At 66.9% G+C, this 20054-nt stretch carries 10 protein-coding genes; 6 read left to right on the forward strand and 4 right to left on the reverse strand.

Annotation, left to right across the window (positions count from 1 at the left end; translation table 11 throughout):
• Positions 1 to 40: 40 nt before the first annotated feature.
• Entirely contained in the window at positions 41 to 5473 is a 5433-nt protein-coding gene (locus tag IEZ19_RS06370; protein WP_189310015.1) for a sacsin N-terminal ATP-binding-like domain-containing protein, read from the forward strand.
• Between the two features lie 48 nt (positions 5474 to 5521).
• Here IEZ19_RS06370 and IEZ19_RS06375 read toward each other — a convergent pair whose 3' ends face one another.
• The gene (locus tag IEZ19_RS06375; RefSeq protein ID WP_189310016.1) at positions 5522 to 5701 is read right to left on the reverse strand and encodes a hypothetical protein; all 180 of its coding nucleotides are present in this window, start codon (positions 5699 to 5701) and stop codon (positions 5522 to 5524) included.
• A 545-nt stretch (positions 5702 to 6246) separates the two neighbouring features.
• On the opposite strand from IEZ19_RS06375, the gene IEZ19_RS54370 reads away from it, so the two are divergent.
• The 4 genes from IEZ19_RS54370 to IEZ19_RS06395 all read left to right on the forward strand — a co-directional run bounded on the left by IEZ19_RS54370 (position 6247) and on the right by IEZ19_RS06395 (position 15155).
• Positions 6247 to 7473 (forward strand): helix-turn-helix domain-containing protein, encoded by a 1227-nt coding sequence (locus IEZ19_RS54370; protein WP_189310017.1) that lies wholly within the window; start codon positions 6247 to 6249, stop codon positions 7471 to 7473.
• Between the two features lie 59 nt (positions 7474 to 7532).
• A complete protein-coding gene (locus tag IEZ19_RS06385) occupies positions 7533 to 8783 on the forward strand; it encodes a restriction endonuclease-related protein (protein WP_189310312.1) in 1251 nt (416 codons plus the stop codon).
• Positions 8780 to 12079 (forward strand): hypothetical protein, encoded by a 3300-nt coding sequence (locus IEZ19_RS06390; protein ID WP_189310018.1) that lies wholly within the window; start codon positions 8780 to 8782, stop codon positions 12077 to 12079. The genes IEZ19_RS06385 and IEZ19_RS06390 overlap by 4 nt, the downstream gene beginning before the upstream one ends.
• 91 nt (positions 12080 to 12170) lie before the next feature.
• Positions 12171 to 15155 carry an RNaseH domain-containing protein gene (locus tag IEZ19_RS06395; protein ID WP_189310019.1) on the forward strand — a complete coding sequence of 995 codons (2985 nt, stop codon included), beginning with the start codon at positions 12171 to 12173 and terminating at the stop codon, positions 15153 to 15155.
• A gap of 585 nt (positions 15156 to 15740) precedes the next feature.
• Here the strand turns inward: IEZ19_RS06395 and IEZ19_RS06400 are convergent.
• Both IEZ19_RS06400 and IEZ19_RS06405 read right to left on the reverse strand, forming a co-directional pair.
• Positions 15741 to 16829 (reverse strand): tyrosine-type recombinase/integrase, encoded by a 1089-nt coding sequence (locus IEZ19_RS06400; RefSeq protein WP_189310020.1) that lies wholly within the window; start codon positions 16827 to 16829, stop codon positions 15741 to 15743.
• A gap of 61 nt (positions 16830 to 16890) precedes the next feature.
• Positions 16891 to 17097, reverse strand: coding sequence for a helix-turn-helix domain-containing protein (locus IEZ19_RS06405; RefSeq protein ID WP_189310021.1), 207 nt, complete (start codon positions 17095 to 17097; stop codon positions 16891 to 16893).
• A gap of 1317 nt (positions 17098 to 18414) precedes the next feature.
• Between IEZ19_RS06405 and cutA the strand changes: the two genes are divergently transcribed.
• A complete protein-coding gene (gene cutA, locus IEZ19_RS06410) occupies positions 18415 to 18741 on the forward strand; it encodes a divalent-cation tolerance protein CutA (RefSeq protein ID WP_189310022.1) in 327 nt (108 codons plus the stop codon).
• 63 nt (positions 18742 to 18804) lie between these two features.
• Here cutA and IEZ19_RS06415 read toward each other — a convergent pair whose 3' ends face one another.
• Positions 18805 to 20046, reverse strand: a complete 1242-nt coding sequence (locus IEZ19_RS06415) for a helix-turn-helix transcriptional regulator (protein WP_189310023.1) — start codon at positions 20044 to 20046, stop codon at positions 18805 to 18807.
• Between the last annotated feature and the right edge of the window lie 8 nt (positions 20047 to 20054).

Raw genomic sequence — 20054 nt, forward strand, 5'->3', positions numbered from 1 at the left:
TGGGATACCGTCCTCGCCACGCTGAGGTGAGGGGAGAACCATGGCGAGGAACGCCCGGGCCAAGCAGTTGCGGGAGTACGGCCTGTCGGTGCTGGAGGGGGCCCGGTCGGAGCAAGTGCTGCGCATGGCACGGCAAGTCAACGCAGCGTCGTACACGAGCGCGCGGGAGTACGCCGGCCGCTCGCTCTTCGAGTTGCTGCAGAACGGCTACGACGCGCATCCGAGGGACCGCCGCGGCGGACGGGTCCACGTCCTACTGGATGAGACGGAGGGCGAGTGGGGGACCTTGTACGTCGCCAACGGCGGCATGCCTTTCACCTGGCGGGACGTCGAGCGGGTCTGCGAGCTCGCGCAGAGCTCGAAGGAGGTGGGCGAGGGCATCGGGAACAAGGGGGTCGGATTCCGCAGCATCCTGCTGATCAGCGACGCGCCCGAGATCTACAGCGCAGACCCGGACAGCCCGCTCGGCCCGGAATTGGACGGATACTGTTTCCGCTTCGCGCAGAAGGTCGACGTGGAGGAATTCCTCGCCGGTGAGGAGAATGCTCACGAGGCGGCCTCCAAGTATCCGCCACTCCAGGCGCCCCTGCCGCTTGACGATGTACCCGCGACCTGTCGGCATCTGGCCGCCCAGGGGTACGTAACCGTCGTCCGGCTGCCCTTGCTGAGCGAGGCCGCCCGGGCCGAGGTACGGCTGCGGATGCGCGAGCTCGCGGGGTCGAAAGTACCCGTCATGCTGTTCCTCGACCGGCTCGCTGGCCTGACGCTGGAACGACGGGCTGCTGGTGGCGAGGCGGGCGAGTTGGACGACCGCCGAGAGGCACACGAGCGGTATGAGCTGACCCGCTCCGAGGACGGCTTCGCGGTGGCGCAGAACGGCACCGGGCCCGAACTCCCCGTCTCCTGTGCGACTGTGGACCTGGGGTCGGCCGGCACCTTTCTCGTATTCCGGGGCACCGTGGAGAAGGAACGGCTGAACAGCGCGCTAGCCGAGGCCGTGGGTTGCGGGCTCCTCGACGACACGTGGCAGGAGTGGAAGCGGTCGGCCGTCGTAGAGGTCGCGCTCCCGCTGCCCGCCGCCCGCCGACCGCGACGCGGGCAGATCTACACCTTCCTGCCGATGGCTGAGGACCAGGCCGCGCCGTTCCCGGGGCACGTGAACGCCCCGTTCTTCACCACGTTCGACCGCACCGGGTTTCCCGCCGACAACCCCCTCAATGTGTTGCTGCTTGACGCGGTCGCCGAGACTTGTCTGGCGGCCGCTGCGGTACCGCGTACCGTGCCCGAGCCGTCCATGCGGCAGCTGGCCGTGGACCTGGTGAGCTGGGAGAGTGAGAGGGGTTCGGCGAGGCGCCTCCGCGCGGCGGCTCTGCGCGTGTACGGGAGCGAGCTCACCGACGTGCCGCTCGTGCCCGTCCTCTCCGCGGACGGCGCCCCGCCGGAGGCGGGCTGGGCCCCACCCCAGGACGCGGTCTTGTGGCCGGACCTCAACCTGACCGTCCTCACGGCGCACCGCGCGCACGAGTCTGAGATCGTGGTGGCGGACCCCGAGATCGGCGGCGACCGGCTGAAGCGGCTGGCCACCCTGTGCAAGGCCCTCGCGTGCCCGTGGGAGCCGAGCCCGGAGATCCTTGCCGAGTACGTGGAACGGATCGTCGGGGGCCTTCCCCTCCCCCTGTCCGGTGAGTCCCTCGAGCAGTGGAGCGCGCTGTACGAGGACTTGGCTGCCCTCTTTGAGGACGATGGGCACGTTCTGCACGGCAAGCAGTTGCTGCTCGCGGAGGACTGCACCCTGCGGCCCACCAACCGCCCCCTCGAAAGGGCGGGTGCAGGCATAAGTACACGTGTACAGGGCAAGCCGAGCGGTCAGGGTGCCCGCCGCGAGGCGTTCTTCCAGCCGGTGCGTACGGAGGCGAACGAGACCGGCGCCCCGTCCGTCCCCGCCCTGCTCAGCAAGCGGTTGTTCTCCCTGCACCCGGGGCTGGTCTGGAAGGACCGCGGCGAGCGTACGCGCGGGCGGGCCGCCCGCGCCTTCCTCGAACAGGAGGGGCTCGTCCGGCCGTACGACACGAGGGGGCTGCTGGACCACGTACGGCAGGCTCTCAGCGCGAGCACCGATCGCAGACTGCGGCTCCAAACCCTGCGGTTCGTCTTCCGGTTGTGGCAGCCCAGGCGCTCGTTGGGCGGGACGGAGATCTCCTCGCTCGGACTGTACGTACCGTCGGCGGACGGCCGACTGATCAGAGCGAGCGACGCCGTCTTCGGCCGGGGCTGGGGCCGCGCGTCCGTCGGTGAGGACCTGGCGGCGGTGGTCGCCGCCGGGCAGGACGTGTCGAAGAGCCTCAAGGCAATCGCCGGACGCCTCCTGGCCGTGCCCGAGGAGTTCGCCAAGCGGGGCGAGACTACCCCTGCGGAGTGGTGGGCGTTCCTGTTGGAGGCGGGGGTGGCCGACGGTCTGCTCCCGGTCAGGTCTCGCGACGCCTTGAGCCGGGTAGATCAAGGCCGGGAGCTCACCGCTCGGCAACTGATCCGCATGGCGAAGGTGTCTGCCGAGGTGCAGGAGCAGTGGGAGCCGTACGTCCGCAACTGGTCCAGTGCCTACTACCCTCGGACGCCGTACCGGGGAACCCCGGCCTGGCGGCTCCCCGGCCAGGACGTCGTCGGACGCCTCGGCCGGGAGGCCCGGCTGGCGTACGCACGGCTCGTTTTGCACGGCCTGGCCAGCTGGGACGACGCTAGGTTCACCAGCGTCTGGACCAGTGCCGGCAGCCAGAGTTCCCCGGATACGGAACGGGTCCCGACCCCGCTCGGCGCCTTCGTCCGGGAGCAGCCGTGGCTCCCGGTCCGGGGCCGCGACCGGGCCGTCCGGTTCGTCCGGCCGGCCGACGCCTGGCGCTGCCCGCCCGGGCTGGAGGAAGAGCCATCGTACGCGCCGACTGTCGATCATCGGCTGCGCCACCTTCTTGAACGCGGGAAGGCGGGCGACCGCCTGAGGGAGATGCGGCTGCCGACCTGGGACGACCCGCGAGACAGCGCCCGCCTCATCGCCGCGTTGGGGCAGCTTGCCGCGGAGGGCGCGTTGGGGGCCGAGGACCGGCCCGCCGCGCAGCGCGCCAACGAACGTGCCTGGAGGGACCTCGTACGGCGGCCCCTTCCTGCACTACCCAAGGGTGCCAGTATGCTCGCCGAGTCCGAGGACCGACTGATCAGCGTATCGCTGTCCGCCCTGGACGGCGGGGAAAGCGATGGCACTGGTGATGCCGGGACTGTGCTCTACGTCAGCGGCGAACGCGACGGCCTGACAGCCCTTCTGGTGCGGGAGATGGGGCGGCCCCTGCTCACCCTTCCCGGTGTCTCGGCGAAGGCCGTCGAGCTGCTGGCGACCGAACACCCCGCCAGCGTCCGGCATACAGACGACCTGATGTTCACGGTAACCGTGGACGGAGCACGGGTGGACCCTGCGGCCATGGGAGAGCCACTGGTCCAGCAGTTGCCCTGGCTCACGCTGGCCGTGGGCGTCCTCTCCGACCACTTGGCGCGCGGCCCCCGGGCGAGCGAGGCCGAGCTGAGCGAGTTGGTGTCCCTGGTCAGGAGCGTACGACTGCACCGTTACCACTCCTGGGACATCGAACTCGACGGCCGCCCCGTGACGTTGCCGGGCCGCCTCGGCGGAGTGCTGCCGCTGCCCGATCCGAAGCATCCGCTCGTCCTCGCCCCGGCGGGCGAAGCGGGCTGGCCCGAGATCACCCGCGTCGTGGTGGCACTCGCCGAGCTGTTGGGACGACGGGAGTTCGGCGACCGGCTGCGCCTCGCGGCCCACCAGCTCGCCTCCCTTCACGCCGATCTACGCGACCCGAGCCAGGAGGAGCTCGCCGATGCCCTGGAAGTCACGGTCCACCAGGTCGAGGAGACGCGTCGCCGAATCGACGGGGCCATCGGCGTGGTCCTCGAACGATGCCGGCCCTTTCTCGTCCACCTGCTTGGTTCGGAGGCGGCGGAGTCGTTGTTCCTGCCGCCGCCAGGCGACACCCGGGAGTTCCAGGCTCGCCTTGAAGAATACGCCGACGAACTCCCGTGCCTCGTATCCGAGTTCATCGTCAGGGCACGCGCGACCCGCGGTACGGACGAACTGCGGCGCGACCTGGGCATCGGATTCGCCGAGCTGAACGACACCCTGCGCACGATGAGCCCGCCCCTGGGTCCGATCAGCCACGCCGCTGAGCACGAGGAGGCACTCCGTACCTACCTGGACCTGCGTAAGAAGGAGTTCGTCAACCGGCTGCGCTGGGCGGTGCTGGAGGACTTCGACGCGCACCGTCCGATCCCGGACTGGCCTTCAACCCGGACCCTGGACTGGATCACCGCGCCGGAGGCATGGGCGCACACCGTGGATACGGCCGACGCAGGGATCCTGGAGGCATACGTGGAGGAGCGGCTGTCACTGCGCCTGGGCCGCCCGGTACCGTTGCCCCGGTCGGGCGAACGTCTGCCCGCCCTCGACCAGGTGCGCAGCGCGAACCTCCGCACAATCACCGGCCTGGCTGCCGACCTCGCGATCCTGATCAGAGCAGCCGATCACTCCTTGCCCGCCGCCTTCACCGCAGCCGAGCCCGCCGAGGAGGTCACCGCGCGGCTGGACTCTGTGGGAGCGCTGGACTTCCGCCCCCTCTCCCCCACCGACGTCGCCAGCTGGCTGGTGACCATCGGCCAGTGGCCCGACGGAATGGCCGTGGCGACAGATCCCGCACAGCACGGATTGTCCGGGGCCGCCCTGGACCGGGTGCGCAATGCGGCGGAACACGAACGCCGGGAACGTGAGCGCAAGCGGCGGTCGATCTCCGTCGGCGGCCGCGACTTCGACGTCCACTCCGGTGACTTCACCGCCCTCACCCGCGAACTCGCCCGAGTCCTACAGAGCGGCTCGGCGCCGGGGATCGCCGCCGTGGGACCGCTCCGCTTCACGGACCCTCGCCCTCGGCCCGGACACACCCAGGCCGGCAGTCGCACACGCGGGTGGCGGTACGGAGGGGGCACGGACAGCGGGCTGACCACGGTCCAGCGGGAGGCCATCGGGTACGTGGGCGAGTGGTACGCGTACCAATGGCTGTGCGTGCACTACCCGGACCACGTGGACGAGACCAGCTGGGTCTCGGGTAACCGCCGTAAAGCCTTCCCCGGTCCGTCTGGTGACGACAGTCTCGGTTTCGACTTCCGGGTAGGCTCCGGCAGCCGGCCCTACCTCTACGAGGTGAAGGCCACTGTGGGCGAAGGAGGCCGCTTCGAGTTGGGAGAGAGCGAGGTCCGCGCGGCCCGCCAGCACGCGGGCAACGACCGTTGGCGCCTTCTGGTGGTCACCCACGCCCTCACTCCTCACAAGGTGGCCGTCCAGATGCTCCCCAACCCCTACGGGAAGCGCGGTCGGGGACGCTACCGCGAGGAGGGCGGGGCACTGCGCTTCTCGTACGTGCTCTGATCTTGACTTTCAACCCCGGCCAAAATGAGCCGAGGCCACAGGGCCTGATCAAGTTCCGGAGTCGAGTGGCTGGACCGGGGCGAAATGAAGGAAGGGGGTCTCGTTGCTCTTGTCCGCGATCTGCCGGTGCCCAAGGACGGTGCCCGCGTGGCTCATGGCGGCCAGGAGCCACACGGACTTGCGGCCGGGAACGCGGGATCCGTGCAGGACCTTCCCGTCCACCGCCACGCCCCTCGACCGTGTCCCGGCCCGGCGGGAGTCGTCCCTAGACCAGAGGAACGCGCAGACCGCGGCATCGAGGGCGTCGCCGTTCGAGACGGCTGAGCAGCCGCATCACCGTGGTCGGGTGGGGCACTGAGACCGTCTTGCTGAGCGGATCAGTCCGGGGTGCGTCCGCGATCCACTCGGCGGTCGCGGTCAGGGACCGAGCGCCAGACAGATATCGCATGAAGCGGGAGCCGTCATAATCGCAGTTCAAAGCGGGTATGCGGCCGATCCAGACGGCTGTTGGAGCCTGGAGCGACTCCAGCACGGAGCGGCACCCCCCGCTGGAGCGCTCAGGGCACTCTGACACTCCTACGCGGCTTGCGGCCAAACCGATGCTCGGCTCCTTCGCACCCTGCCACCGAGAGGCACGGACCGCGTGCCTCCTGAGGGGCGACCAGCGATGGCCCCATGCCCTGGACAGTAGATGCCCGCAACCACCTCGGCGGGGATCGAGATCCGCGCCGTGAACAGTTGCAGTGAACTGTTCACTACGTTTTGCTTCCGGTATGGCACAGTCCCTCCGTCCCCAGGCCCTGCAACGCCAACGATTGTTCAGAGACATGAGCGTGGAACAGCTCGCCGAGGCTGTAGGGGTTACGCCACGTGCTGTACGCCACTGGGAAGCGGGAACACGGACTGTTGGTGACCGAGCTTTCGGCCGATTGCTAGAGGTTCTGCGGTGTGGTGCGCAGGATCTGACAGGGCGCGAACCGGGTACCGAGAGCCTGGCCGACTTGCGTCGTGATGCTGGCTTGAGCACGGAAGAGGCCGCCTCAGCTCTACGACGCAAGCGTGGTGCACACGGTCTGCATATCAGCGCCGAGAAGATCCGCGATCTTGAACGCGGCAGACGTGTGCGCGGCTGGATGTGGGGATCTCCCGAGACCCTGGGGAGAGTGGTGCACATGATCGCCCAGGTCTATAGAGTCCCCGACCGGGTGGTGATGGATGCCTGGCGCCGCAGCCGCCCGGAGGACCCTCTCCCAGTGCTTCCCGTCCGACGTCCCCGTCAGCCTTCCAAGGAGTCGATGGCTGTATGGAGGGCCCTCAACGAGCGGCAACGTACCTATCTGACGTGCATCTTCCGTCACGACCAGGAGGTAGAGGAAGAACAGCGGCAGGCCCGCTTGGTGGGAGCGGAACAGCGACCGGCAGCCGAATGGCGGCGCATGACGTTGGCGATCTCCGCCTCGTCTGATGTAGTCGGGTACACCCGCATTCAGGAGGGGCTGCGCGCAGCGGGGGTACATGACCCAGGAGCTGGATCGTCGGTGGCCGCTTTGGAGCGGCGTGGCCTGATCGTCGTGTACCGGGACCGGCTGTATGTCGACGGTCTGGGGGATATCCCCCGTACCCGGGTGGAGATGACCCGGCACGGGCGAGCGGTGGCCCGTGCGGCCCTCGGGGCTCCCCGGGAAGCAGGACCACCTGCGCCGCTGCTGTCGTTGTGGCTCTGGAAGATCATGGTCCGGGTCGCGCGCGCCGGAGCGCAGGGGGTGGACGGCAGCCTCGCCGGGCGTGGGCCGCATTACCTGGCGGTGGGGCAAAGCCCTGATGGACGGACCCCGAGCCGGGGCTTCATCGTGTTGCGGCACCCCGACGGAGTGACTCACGGACCGTACCGGTGGTTCCTTACCGACTCCGGGCGAAGCCACATCGCCGACCACCTCGACGCCTACCGCGGCCTGTATCCCGGCATCGACACCGAGGGCCTCGACGAGAGCTCTGGCTGAACTCCCCTCGGGATTCCCAGGGCCCATTGTCAGTGGCCTGCCGTATGGTCCGGCACGTGATGCAAGCTGACGACACAACGGACATTCAGCAGACTCACGCACTGCTGGAAATCGTCAAGGCGTTCGCCGTGTGCGAGCACGCGATGGTCGGCGAGGGACTGGACGGGCCGAGACGCCTGGACCGCCTCATGGAGGCCCACGGCATCCTGATGGCGGCATGCGGCCCGGGGCACCTGATCCTGTTCGACGAACTGATGGGCAGGCTCACTGGCGACCGGGCTGGCTCCCTGGAAGGGCTGCTGCCCGACTGGATCGACAGCGAGGCTCTCGCTGGCGTGCGGCTCATGGACAGCGAGGGCGTTGCCACGGAGGACGGGTTCGACTTCCGGCACGAAGCCCAGCGCGTCCTGCGGGCCGCGCAGAAGGTCGGGAAGTTCACCGGGCAGGTAACGAAACCGAAGCTGGATGACGAGTACAGCCAGGAAGCCGTCTTCAGCGCGATCAAGGGCTCCTTCTACCAGAGGCACCGCACCACTCTGGTTGAGAACCCGACGGTGCCGACGGGCAGTCTCACGGAGCTCAAGCTGCCCTCCCGGGCGAACGACTTCTACAAGCCGATCGCCCAGTACGCGCAGTTCAACGGCTGGTGGTGGCCCTGCCCCGCCTGCAAGTGGCCGATGAAGGTGACAGCTGCCCGCACCGGCGCGCGCACAAGGGGCAGGGTGCGGTGTCTGTACCCCTGGCACGAGGAGACGGGCGCGTCGTACGAGTTCGTCGTGACCGCCCGGAAGAAGTCGGCCCCCGAACTGAGTCCGACGTTCGAATGCCGGGTCCCGTCCGGCCGGTTCGCACGCCTATGGACCGGGGCCGTACCGCACGTGCCGCAGGCCAAGCCGGCCGCAGAGTACATGGCGCTGGTACGGCCGGTGTGGCGCTACACCGTCATCCCTGGCCTACCCGAACTGGCCCTGCACCGAGCCGCCGCGGCGGCCCTGGAGGGAACCGCCTGGACATCACATCTGTGGCCCAACGGGGACCAGTGTGACCTGTGGATCACCCGCGAAGGAAGCGAACAGCCGCACTTTCCTGCTGACTTCAAGGACTACACCTGGCCGAATCACCTGGTCAGCAAACTTCATATGGACGGCGGCGATAAGGGCGGCGCCGAGTACCTGGTAGTGCCCGACCATCGCCAGGACCAGGTGGCCCAGCTCCACGCGGTGTGCCGCACATACAGGATGAAGGCGGCGATGACCGCGACGGACTACCTCGAGATGGTCATCACGCAGATCAAGGAGGGCAAGGCGTGAGCGGGGAGATGACGGGTAAGGAAGCCGGCCTGGCTGGAGCACTCGCTCTGGCCGCGCACTACTTTCCCCGCAAGGACGACGAGGGGCGCATCCTGGCCGGCTTCGAAGAAGCCACGTTCTTCGCCCACCGCAAGCCGCAGGCATGGTCGGATTGGGCGAGCTTGCCAGTGGCCGAGCGGAACCTGATCCGTCAGGTGATGGCCTTGATGGCTCCCGAATGGACGGATGCGAAGAAACTCAGGGCCGCCGTCCTCGCGCTCCTAGGCACCCTGGCCCCCGATCCCGACCTCGCGGACAGGTCGGGAGGTTCGCTGCGGCTGCCGGCCGGAGACCCACAGCTGGCCGAGGCGGTGATTCCCAGGGTGGGAGGGGATTTCCTCGGATACGCACAACGCGTCACCGGGCCGTTCTTCACCTTCGGCAAGCGCCCCAAGGCACAGGCGTTCGCGGGCCCAGGAACCCTCAAGACGAGGACGGCCTACCTGGGCCAAGAGCACGGCACGACCAGTAGAGAGATCCATATCCAGGCGACTCCCGGCTTCCTTGAAGCGCCCGGCCACGAGGTGCTCCCGCAGGTGCACACCCGCCCGCAGCGCGACCGGGTCGCGCCGACAGTGAACCAACTCCTGGATGTCGCCAAGATCCTTAGCGGCCAGGACAAGAGCGTCGCCTACCTGCACAAGGTGCTCAAGCGCTTCTTCAAGGCAATGAAGACGACCGACGGCGAGCTGACCGAACTGGACCTGACGTCCGGAGACCTGCAGGTCCTCAACGCCCCCACGGGAAGCGGCAAAACGGTACTCGTACGGGTCATGGCGTCCTGGGCAGCGCTCAACGACCGGCGAATCGCCCTCGCCGTCACCGATGTCCGCGCCACCCTGGACATGGCCTGGGACATCAACAACGACCTGGCCTATCTGCACAAGAACAAGCACCTAGCCGAGCCCGCTCACTGCGCTCCGCTGATGTCCCCGTCGAGCATGCACCGGCGGGCCATGGACTACGCCGCCCTGGGTACCTCCACCCAGATCGACGAATGGGACCGGCGCGCCAGGACCGACATCGCGCTGCTGTCGGCCGGCTGCGCGCAGCGGGCGTTGATGGACCCGCCCACCCTGTATCCGTACGGGGAGGAGAACTGCACCTCGCTGACCTCTCCGGCCACCGGCTCCACCCGGCTCACCTGCTCCTTCGCCCCGGTGTGCGGCAAGTTCCAGCAGTTCTACCGGGCCACCGACGCGGCCGTGATCGTCACCAACCACGCCAACCTCCTGGAAGGCCGCACACGCATCGGTGTCGTCCTGGACGGGCAGGAGTTCCGCGGCAAGGCACGTGGCACCAGGGGCATGAGCGTCCTGGAGATGACGCTGCGCGCCTGCGATGCGCTGGTGATCGATGAGATCGATGCCTTCCAGACGGCCGCCATCAGCCGCTGTACCTCGGAGCTCACTCTGGCTTCCCGGAAACGGACGACCGCGTTGCGGGAGATCGACTCGGACGCCAGGAACCTGCCCGTCGTCCATGAGATGGCCCTTGCAGCGCCGGTCAGCCACGCGCGGCTCATGGCCGAGATGCTGCTGCTGTGGCTCTGCTCAGGCAGCGGGCTCAGGCTGAACCCGGGCAACGAGGCGGACAGCCCTGACGGGGCCAGCCGCGACAACACCGGCTGGCGCCTGGCCCGCTCGAGGGACCGTGAAATCCTTCAGCTCCTGTTCCCCCACCAGACCGCGGCCGACGACGTTCCGCCCGAGCTGTTCGCCTTCCTCGACGAGATCATGCCCGCCCGCTGGTACGCGGCCGGACCGGATGAGGAGGCCAAGCTTCCCGACGGAGCCGACTGGGACGCCATCCAAACAGCCCTGACGATCCTCACCGCGCAGCGCGGCCAGGACCACCTCACCGACACTCGCGACGCGATGCGCACGCTCCTGCGTGAGCTCGTGCCCGATGCGCATCAGCAGGCCGCCGTGGTGAACCTGTTGATCACCCGCACCGTGCTACGGGAACTCGACAGCGCGCTGGACGAGCTGCGCATGCAGGCCCAGACCCTGCGCTATCTCGACCTGGGATCGGTCCGCAAGATCCTTGAAAGCATGCGCAGCAGCACGGTCGCCACCCTCTACCCCCTGGCCATGCTGGGCCGCTCCATCCACGGCTACCAGGTCAAGGGCATGGACAAAAAGGAGCAGGAAGCGGAACTCCTGTCACGTTCTTTCGGCGGCGATCCGCACACCTTCGTCAGCGAACTCGGCGGCCTCACCGCCCTGCTGGCGGCCGGCGTGCAGCGTCCCGTCATGGGCCTGTCCGCCACCGCCTACCTACCACAGGCCGTACAGGAACACATCCATGCCCCGGTCCGCTGGTGGCTCCCCGACACCCGTCCGGAGTCCATCGTCACCCTCGCCACGCCTGTACGGGGCAGCAGCGGGGATGCCATGAGGATCGGGGGTCTCCCGCCAGAGCTGAAGCCCAACGCACTGCGCGATCTCGGCCGGGGCCTGTACGAGCAGCAGCTCGCCAAGCGCCTGGCCCGCCTGGAGAAGCACGAACCGGAACGGGCCCGCGTCATCCTCGCCGTCAACTCCTATGAGCAGGCCGCCTACCTCGCCTCCGGGGTGGCACAGGCCGACGGGCTGAACCACCGGATCTGCCTGCTGGTGAAGAAGCCGGAGAAACAGAACTACGAGGAGCACCTGCCTGCCCACGTGGACCGGATGGTCCGCGAAGAGCTCAAGGAGTTCCCCGACCGCGGAGAGATCCTTATCGCCCCCCTCGCCGTCATCGGCCGGGGCCTGAACATCGTCGTCGGAACGCGCTCGGCAGTCCGCGACATCTATCTGTGCGTCCGGCCTGTCCTGAGCATCGAGGACACCGACTGGCTGCACGCAAGCGTCAACGCCGCCGGTTACAACACCCTTCCCGCCGGCGGCAGCGACGAGCCCTTGGCCGTCCTGCGCGCAGCAGGCGAAGCCTCCTGGAAGCAACTCACCAAGATCCTTCGCTCCCCGGCCCGGTTCTCCAACATGGACCACGACCTGCGCAAGGAACTCGTCGCAGGAATGCTCGTCCTGCTCATCCAGCTCGCCGGCCGTGCCCGGCGGGGCGAGACCGACATGACCCTCCACATCGTGGACCACTCCATCCACGACAAAAAGTTCAGCTCCGACCTGGCCACGATCATCGAACAGATCTACCGCGACTGGACTCCGAAACAGCGCGACATCATGAATGAGCTCTACGGTCAAGCGCTTCAGGCATTCCTGACCTATGCAGGGCTCGACCGCGAGACGCTCTGAACTGATCACGCCCGTCGCCGCCTTGCCGCGGCGGAGACGGACCCGCATCCTCTCCCCAACGGAGAGACCGAGAGACGAGGTACCCCCGCTCATGGGGCGAAGCAACACTCAGCGGGATCTCACCGCGCACACCACATCGATCCGGTGCACCCCCGAGCTCCTGGACGGCATGACCGCCCTGGTCTGGGACTTCGGCGACTACCACTCGCCCATCCGCACGGCCTGGAGGGATTTGGGGAGCACGGCCTCAAAGAACGCGAAATGGATCAAGGGTGTCCAGGAATCCGACCCCTTCCTGGTCCCCTATTCCATCGCTGTCACCGTGCTCCAGCAGATCACCGATGGCTACGTCTACCTGGACAAGTACCTGGCCTTCATGGTGACGCTCAACCCCGTGGAGCCCGACGCCCTCAGGACGGTCTTCACTTACCTGGAAGGCATCGTCCGCCGGATTCCTCTGGATGAGATCCCCTTCATGGATCCACCCACCTTGGCCCGACTGGTCGCGGACGTCGCTCCTGAGCGCCGAAGCCTGGCTATAAACATCCTCCAGGAGGAAGACGGCAAGCCCGCCAGTCCGGACAGCTGGGCCTACGAGGCGGTGAAGTGGCACATCGCCAAGAAGCTGGCGGCAAAGCCCTTCCTCGACCGGGAAGTCGAGCCGGTCCGTGAGGCGTACGAGGCGGCGAACGGCCAGGTGAAACACAGGACCGTCGGCTGGCAGCCCTCCGACAACGTCGCGGCCGTGCAGTACCGGCCCATCAGCAACGGTGACCTGATCGCCTGGGAACAGCCCATCGGCCCGGTCTTCGCCACCCTCGCCCACCCGGTCGACCTCGCCGAAGCGCTCAAGGCCCGTCCCGAGAACCCCACCCGCAGTCAAGTCCAGTATGCGCTGTCCCGCCTGTCGGTGAAGATGGCTACCTACACGGCCGAGCCGAACCCCGTCCTGAATCTTGACGCTCACATCCGGCGCATCAACAACACGGTGATCCACGCCAGCACCGTTCTCGTGGACCAGGGAACAGACCGGCCGATCATGTCTGTGTCCCTGGATGGGCGCGGTCTGCGGCAGACGAACAAGCACGCGCTGGAAATCCTGGCGAAGATGGACGCCGACCGGTCTTCGCTCAACGCCATCGAGGAACGCGCCGCCGGTGAGCGCAGCCGCCTGAACGCCAGGGACGAAAATGGCAAGAGGATCGACATCCTGACTCCTCCTCCTGGAGCGATCAGGCCGACCATGCCGAAGGCGGACTCCTTCGCTGTCGGTACCGGCGCCGGCATCTACCATCTCTCCCTGCTGCGGGAACACATCCAGCGAGTCTTCGGTGACGCCGTCTCCCTGCTCGACCTGAAGTCGAAGGGAAATGTCTTCGGTAAGCGTTCCCACGAGCCCGCCACCGCCGCCCAGGAGAAAGAGAAGAAACAGAAGAAGCAGGATGGCGAATACGTCGATCTCATCGGCAAGCCCTCCCCGGAGGGTATTCGCCGTTCCATCGAAGCGGCCGGCTACAAGAAACTCCGCATCCTGTGCCTGTGGTACCGCGACGCGACCCTCACGCGGATGATCCACGGTCTCGCCCACCCCTACGGGCTGGACCCGGAGGGCATCGATCCGGACCCTGGCGGAAAGAAGTCCTTCCCGCTCGCGGACGGCATCGAAGCTGTCTTCTGCAACGCCGAAGCCCTGCTGGAGCACGGCCCCGGCACTCAGCGCGCCACTGACGCCCAAAGGATCGCCGGCACCTTCGCAGAACCCGGCGTCCTCCTCGCCGCCTGGTGTGAAACAGAGATCCCGGTGCGCGGCGAGGAACACGAGGGCATGAAGCCCGCCGAAGTGAAGACCGCCCTGGCGGAGAACGACGCCAAGCACCAAGTCGTCCGGGAGCTCGCCAAGGCCGCAGTGCCGTCCCAATTCCTCGTCGGCCGCGAGTACGACCCGTTCACCAAGACCTTCACCATCATCAAGAGGCCCGCGAAAGCCTTCGAGGATCACCGCGTCTACATGGGTCTGCTGGACCTCTACCGTTCGTGCGGGGTCGTGGACGACCGCTTCGAGCGTGCCCTCTACCCCGGCGACGACACCTACCCGCTGCCCCGCATGGCCTTCTGCGGCATCCACATCCGCAAGCAGGCCACGGACCGCAAGTACAAGGGCCAGCCCAAAAGGATCATCACCGCCAGCGTGATCATCCCCTCCCCTGAACCCGGCGGCCCGTGGCGCATGATCGGCTGGAGCAACATCCACCCGCAGTGGGAGCACTACGCCCTCGCACAGAGCAACTTCCACGCCGCCAACTACCCTCTTCACACTGAAAACGGCGACGGCGAAATCCAGCGCTGGGCACAGGCCGGTGAAGACGTCCGCACCGCCCTCCAAGAGCTCCACGACGAGCTCGACGGCCTGCCCTACGCCTTGATGATCGACGGTCACGCCAGCCGCCGTGTATGGCCCGGCCTCCACAACAACAAGCAGGGCCTCGGAAAAGATCCCGGCGACCCGCGCCTTTGGCTCCCCGCAAGCGGACTGCCCCCGTCCTGGAATCCGGTCAGCATCATCCGCATGAACTGCGCGCAGGCGGAAATGCCCCGCCTGGTCGCCGTCACCGAGAAGCAGAAGAACGGCAAGACCGTCCCGCTCAAGACCTCCAGCGACCTCTACTACCCGGAAGCCCGGCCCGAAGGCCACCCCTGGTTCCTGTTCACCGAACCCCGCAACTACGGCAAGAAGCGCCACGGGCAGTGGAAGACCCGCTGGCGCGCCGACCCGGGGAAGGCATCGAAGAATGCCGACGAGCGCAAGGAGAACGAACTGAGCGCACCGTGGTACAGCATGACCACCAGGGAGATCACCCCCATGCACACGCGGGACGGCTACGACCGAGAGATTCTCGCGGTTGCCGCGGCACGGCTTTGTCACCAGGCGCTCTCCTGGTCAGACCGGACGCGATACCCAGCCCCGCTCCACGCCGCGCTTCAGATGGACCTTGGCCACCCCCAGTACCGACGCTCCGAGCCGAAGGACTTTGAGAGCATCGAAATCCTGAGGGAAGCCAGCGGCACCGACCTGTAGGTATAGGGACGGCTCCGAGCCGTTCGGCGTGGTGGCCTCGAAGATGAGGCCGCCACGCCGAACGGCAGCAACGCTGGCCGCACTCATCTCAGGTGGAGTGACGGCCTCGTCTGGCACGAAACGCCCACCCTGTGGCCCCAAACGGATGCACAGGCGATGATTTGACGAGACGACAACGATCTGATCGACGCTTTCAGCTACTCCGTGGGCCGAAGGTCCGCCCTGCCCCCCTTACGCGTTCTGGAGTAGATGTTGTCCTTCACCGACGCCATCGCGGCACCGGACCAAGATCAGGACCCCTGCAGGTCGCTGGTCCACGTGGCATACGGTTATGCAGTTGGTCTGATACGGCCAGGACATCACGTGCCAAGGCGCGTTCGAGTGTGCTTGCGTCGCGCCCAGAGCTCAGTTGTGTCAACGGTCATTAGGCTCTGGACGAACCGCTTCGGGACGATCTCTGCAGCCATCCTTGGCCGTTCGACAGCACGAAGCGCTGGGTGCCACCTGGAAGAGGGTGTCGCTGTCGCACGGCCCCTCTGATCAGGCAAGCGCCTCCGCCTGTCGGTGAGGGAACAGCAGGATCGTTCATACGGCGACGGTGAGCGGAACGTCCAAGCGCTCCCAGGCACCAAGAACGGCCTTGTGCGCGTCCGGTTGAAGGTGAGCGTAGCGCTGGGTGGTCTGAAAGCTCTCGTGGCCGAGGAGGTGCTGGACCTCGTAGAGCGAGACTCCCTTCTGGACCAGCCATGAGGCACAGGTATGACGCATGGAGTGCGGCGGGTAGTGCGGGACGAGTTGTTGCTCGCCGTCGGTGTCGAAGTAGTGGGCGGCGTCGACGGTGGGCCACCAGGTCTGCCGGCGCCAGTTGCTGTCGGCGAGGAGCCGTCCGGCACGGCCCTTGGTGATGGTGGTGAACACCACGGCGTCGCGGTCGAGCCGGTGGATGTGGCGTTCGAGGGCCTCTAGGACGTGAGGCGGGAGCGGGACCTCTCTACGACTCTTGGAGCTCTTGGGGTACTCCTTGATGCCGCTCTTGCTGTTGACCTCCACCACAAACAATCGCGAGCGGCGCTGGTCGATGCGGTGGCGATGCAGGCCAGACAGTTCTCCCCAACGGAGTCCGGTGTAGAAGCCAAGCAAGCACATCGTCCGCCACGCGGCGGGGAGTTCGTCCAGGATGCTCTGTGCCTGGTCAAGCGTGAACCACTGCGGCGGCTTGACCGCGATCTGAGGCAAGTCGATGTTGCGGCACGGGGTCACCGCCAGGACATCGTCGTCGACGGCAGCGCGCATCATGGAGGATGTCAGGTTGTAAGCCCGTTTGATCGCAGCGGCCCCCGCCCCTTTCTCGACCAGGGTCCGGATCCAGCTCTGGACGTCCATACGAGTGATGGCCCGCATCTCCCAGTCCGCCCAGTAGGGCATGACGTGGTTCTTGATGTTGGACGCATCGCCGCGAAGCGTGTGGGGCTCAACGATTCGGGCGTTCCACCATCGGTCGTGCCACTCGCGGAATGACATCTCACCGGCCCGCGGGTCGCGCATGCCTCCGCGGGCGAACTGGGTCTCCATCTCGATGCCCCAGGCGCGCGCCTGCGCCTTGAGGGGGAACGACTCGCTGAACCGGTCTCCTGTCCGGTTGCGTACGGTCGCCTGCCACTTGCCGGACTTCAACTTACGGAGGTACGAGGCTCTACTCCTTGTTCAACGGTGACGGGGCCGGGATGGGCCAAGGTCAGCGGCGGGCTGCCGGCGGTACGACGGCACGGCGGCTGATGAACTCGTCGAGGCTGGCCGCGGGGACCCGAACACGGGACCGGCCTGATCCGGTACGGAGGTCGACGACTGGCAAATCGCCGGCAGCGATAAAGCGGTAGACGGTGCGGCGGTCGACGTCCAGGGCGGCGGCGACGGCCGGGATGGACAGCAGGCGTGCAGGCATGGAGGAGAACCTTGAGGTAGGGATGGACTTGGGGTCGGCGTGTCAGCAATCGGCGGGTCGACCGGGAGACCTGCAGCTCGGCAAAGACCCTCATCGACCGTCAGCTTTTGCCCAGGCCGAACCGGAACCGCTACTGACATGACGCCGTCCCGCGATTGCGGATAGACGCGGAGTCAGCAAGCGAGACGGACAGGCCCGCCAGGCCGGGGTGAAAGGGCAGGGGGTATCGCGGATCGGCACATCAGGTGAAGTTCCTCGAGAGGGAGCACACTGGCGACAGAACGGAATCAGCAACGCCAGAGTGCCCTCACGCAAACTCGACTTGGGAATCGTTGCTTTGAGGAAACCAGGGCTGCAAAATCAGGGAAGCCGCAGGCGGGGCCGCTCATTACCTCCTTGCGACTTGCGGCACTACCGCCTGCATCCCGTAACGGCTCCACCGCCAAGCACAGCCGCTACGAACACCCTCAATGGTCATCACGATCGCCGGTTTGGCTAACCGGCGATCGTGGTCTATGTTGCGCACCGCATCAAAGGGATCCGACAGCACCTCGGGCTGGCCGCAGTCAGGACGCCAGCCGGTGAGCGCGGGGATGAGGCCGCACCGTTCGCGACAAACACCAGCAGACCGTCATCGGGTTGGCGGTCACGATCCCCCTAGCACGCTCAGGAACCGCGACGGCATGGGCCACGAGCCGAGTTGCAGCTCCGGGGTGCGCCGCAACATGTGCGAGGACGGCCCTATCGCGGCGGTAGCCGTGTGGCAGCAGATCCTCGCCGAACAGGCCAGCCGTTCAGTGCACCGAACGCAAAGAGGAAGGGGGGATGATGAGCATGCAACGAATAGCGGAACCGGCAGGCGGGCCTCCTAAGTAGTGCCGTGCCAGCAAAATAGTCCGGCGCGGTGCAGGGTTCCGAATCATTCGCAATCCGGCGCACTGGAGTAACTGCATGCGTCTGATTTGGTGTTTTCCGGGACGTTATACGTTGGCATGCTCCCGGCAGAAGTTTCCAGTCCTTTGGAGTTCTTTCCTGTCTGCCGTGGGCGAATGCCAGCGGACAACTGTTGGAGCCCTCCTGCCACAGACCCGTTGAGGCGGGCATGCGTCGGCACCCGCATCATGAAGCCGGCACACAACCTCGTTGACGAGGAGACCTTCACCGTGGTTTCGGAGCGACGCGCCACCCAGAATGACCCGCAGCCGTCTGACTGATCCGGGCTGGTGGGTAGTTCCCCCCTCACCGGTAGCGACCGGCTTTCGGCGTGCCCTTGACGGCTGGGTAGGGTCGCGGTACCCGAGCTGAAGAGGTAGTTGCATGACCAACGAGATTGTGATCGCGCAGACGACCAGCGACAACGAGGATCAGGCGAAGGCTCTGGCCCGTGGCGCGGTCGAAAGCAAGTTGGCAGCGGGCGTTCACATTGATGCGCCGATCACAGCCTTCTACTGGTGGAAGGGGAAGGTCGAGACGGCGCACGAGTGGCGGATCTCGTATATGACTACGACGGACCGTCTCCCTGCACTGGAGGCGTGGCTGCACGAGAAGCACCCGTACGACGTCCCCCAGTGGATCACACTGCCCGTGACCGGAGGGTCGGAGGCGTATTTGTCCTGGGTTGTTGCGGAAACGGCCCGGGACTGAAGAACGACGGGACTACAACGGCGTTCGCGTCCTGAGTTTGGCCCTGTACCGACGCAAGGGGGTTCAGGAGGCGAACTGCCGCAGGTAAACAGCAAGGTCCTTTTCTCTCTCGGGGAGCGACGCTGCGATAGTCGATGCGCGCTCCTTGCCCATCGTGTTGGGCTTGGCCTGTGCTGCGGCGGCGAACTGGCTTGACACGTAGACCCCTTGGTCGACGTCACCTCCACGCAGCAGGGCCGAAGCGAGATCACCGAGAACCACGACGCCTCCGTCCGGGAGTTCGTCTCCGAGGCGGTCGACTGCGGTGTCTGCTGTGGCGGTGAGTTCGGGACGCCCCAACTGCCCGTATACAGAGAGGGCCAACGAGTCCATGCGGTACGGGGTCACGAACCGGACCCACGCCTGCTCGCTGGTGTGATCTGCGAAGTCGTAGGCGAAGCGCGCTCGCTCCAACGCCCGGAGCGCCCCCATTTCGTCGCCGACCGCTGCAGCCTCCTCCGCGCATCTGCCGAGAACCCAGGCTGCAGCAGTAGCGTTTCCGTGGCCTCGCACGTCGTTGGCGGCTTGGGAGAGGAACTCCATCTTCTCCTTTGGCGTCAAAGCGCCGTAGCTGCTGTAGGTCAGGGCCAGGGCTCGGAGTGGAGGATGCCCGGCAGCCGCCGCGCACTGCGACGTGACTTTGTAGTAGGCGTTGGCTTTGTCGTGCTCCCCCAGGTCCCAGGCCACCCAACCGGCCAGAGCGGCGGTTTCCCCGGCGGCGATGGTGAGAGCGCCTTCGTGATCACCTGCACGAGGCAGGGCCGCAGTGATCGCGTCAAGATGCGACTCGACCGTTTTTTGTAGCCGCCGCGCGCTGAGGTTGAGTTCCTGGACGTGCAGTTCAGCGGCTCGGTCGATGAGCGCGGCGGCAGCGGGCGAATCGATCTTGGCCCCCTTGCTGAGGGCGAAGGCGAGGCGCCCCCAGGGCTCGGCGGCCACGCTCACGCCGATGGTGGCGCTACCCAGGAGCGTGCGACGCTTCACGGCGTCTTGCTCCTTGCCTGCATCGGCATGCCCCTTTCTCTTCCGAGCGCGGGCGGCCTTGGCCTCTCGCTGTAGTTTCTCGAAGGGGACACCGCAGGCCGCCGCGATGTGGCCGATCGTGTGGTTGGTAGGAATGTTCTCGAAGTTCTCATAACGGCTGATCTCTCGGCGGGTCATGGTGTCCCGGCCGGAGACAGCGTTGATCGCCTCCGCCTGCTCCTCCTGAGTCCGGCCCGCCTCCTGCCGAAGCCGGAGGAGCAGGTCTGCGAACGGGTCTGGCATGAGTGTGA

It is taken from the genome of Streptomyces brasiliensis, from assembly GCF_014647875.1.
Taxonomy (GTDB): Bacteria; Actinomycetota; Actinomycetes; order Streptomycetales; family Streptomycetaceae; genus Streptomyces; species Streptomyces brasiliensis.

Bases quoted from the DNA above. Each gene is read 5' to 3' on its own strand.
- IEZ19_RS06395 (WP_189310019.1), top strand. From the start codon at position 12,171: ATGGGGCGAAGCAACACTCAGCGGGATCTCACCGCGCACACCACATCG.
- IEZ19_RS54370 (WP_189310017.1), top strand. From the start codon at position 6,247: ATGGCACAGTCCCTCCGTCCCCAGGCCCTGCAACGCCAACGATTGTTC.
- IEZ19_RS06415 (WP_189310023.1), bottom strand. From the start codon at position 20,046: ATGCCAGACCCGTTCGCAGACCTGCTCCTCCGGCTTCGGCAGGAGGCG.
- IEZ19_RS06405 (WP_189310021.1), bottom strand. From the start codon at position 17,097: ATGCCTGCACGCCTGCTGTCCATCCCGGCCGTCGCCGCCGCCCTGGAC.
- IEZ19_RS06385 (WP_189310312.1), top strand. From the start codon at position 7,533: ATGCAAGCTGACGACACAACGGACATTCAGCAGACTCACGCACTGCTG.
- cutA (WP_189310022.1), top strand. From the start codon at position 18,415: ATGACCAACGAGATTGTGATCGCGCAGACGACCAGCGACAACGAGGAT.
- IEZ19_RS06370 (WP_189310015.1), top strand. From the start codon at position 41: ATGGCGAGGAACGCCCGGGCCAAGCAGTTGCGGGAGTACGGCCTGTCG.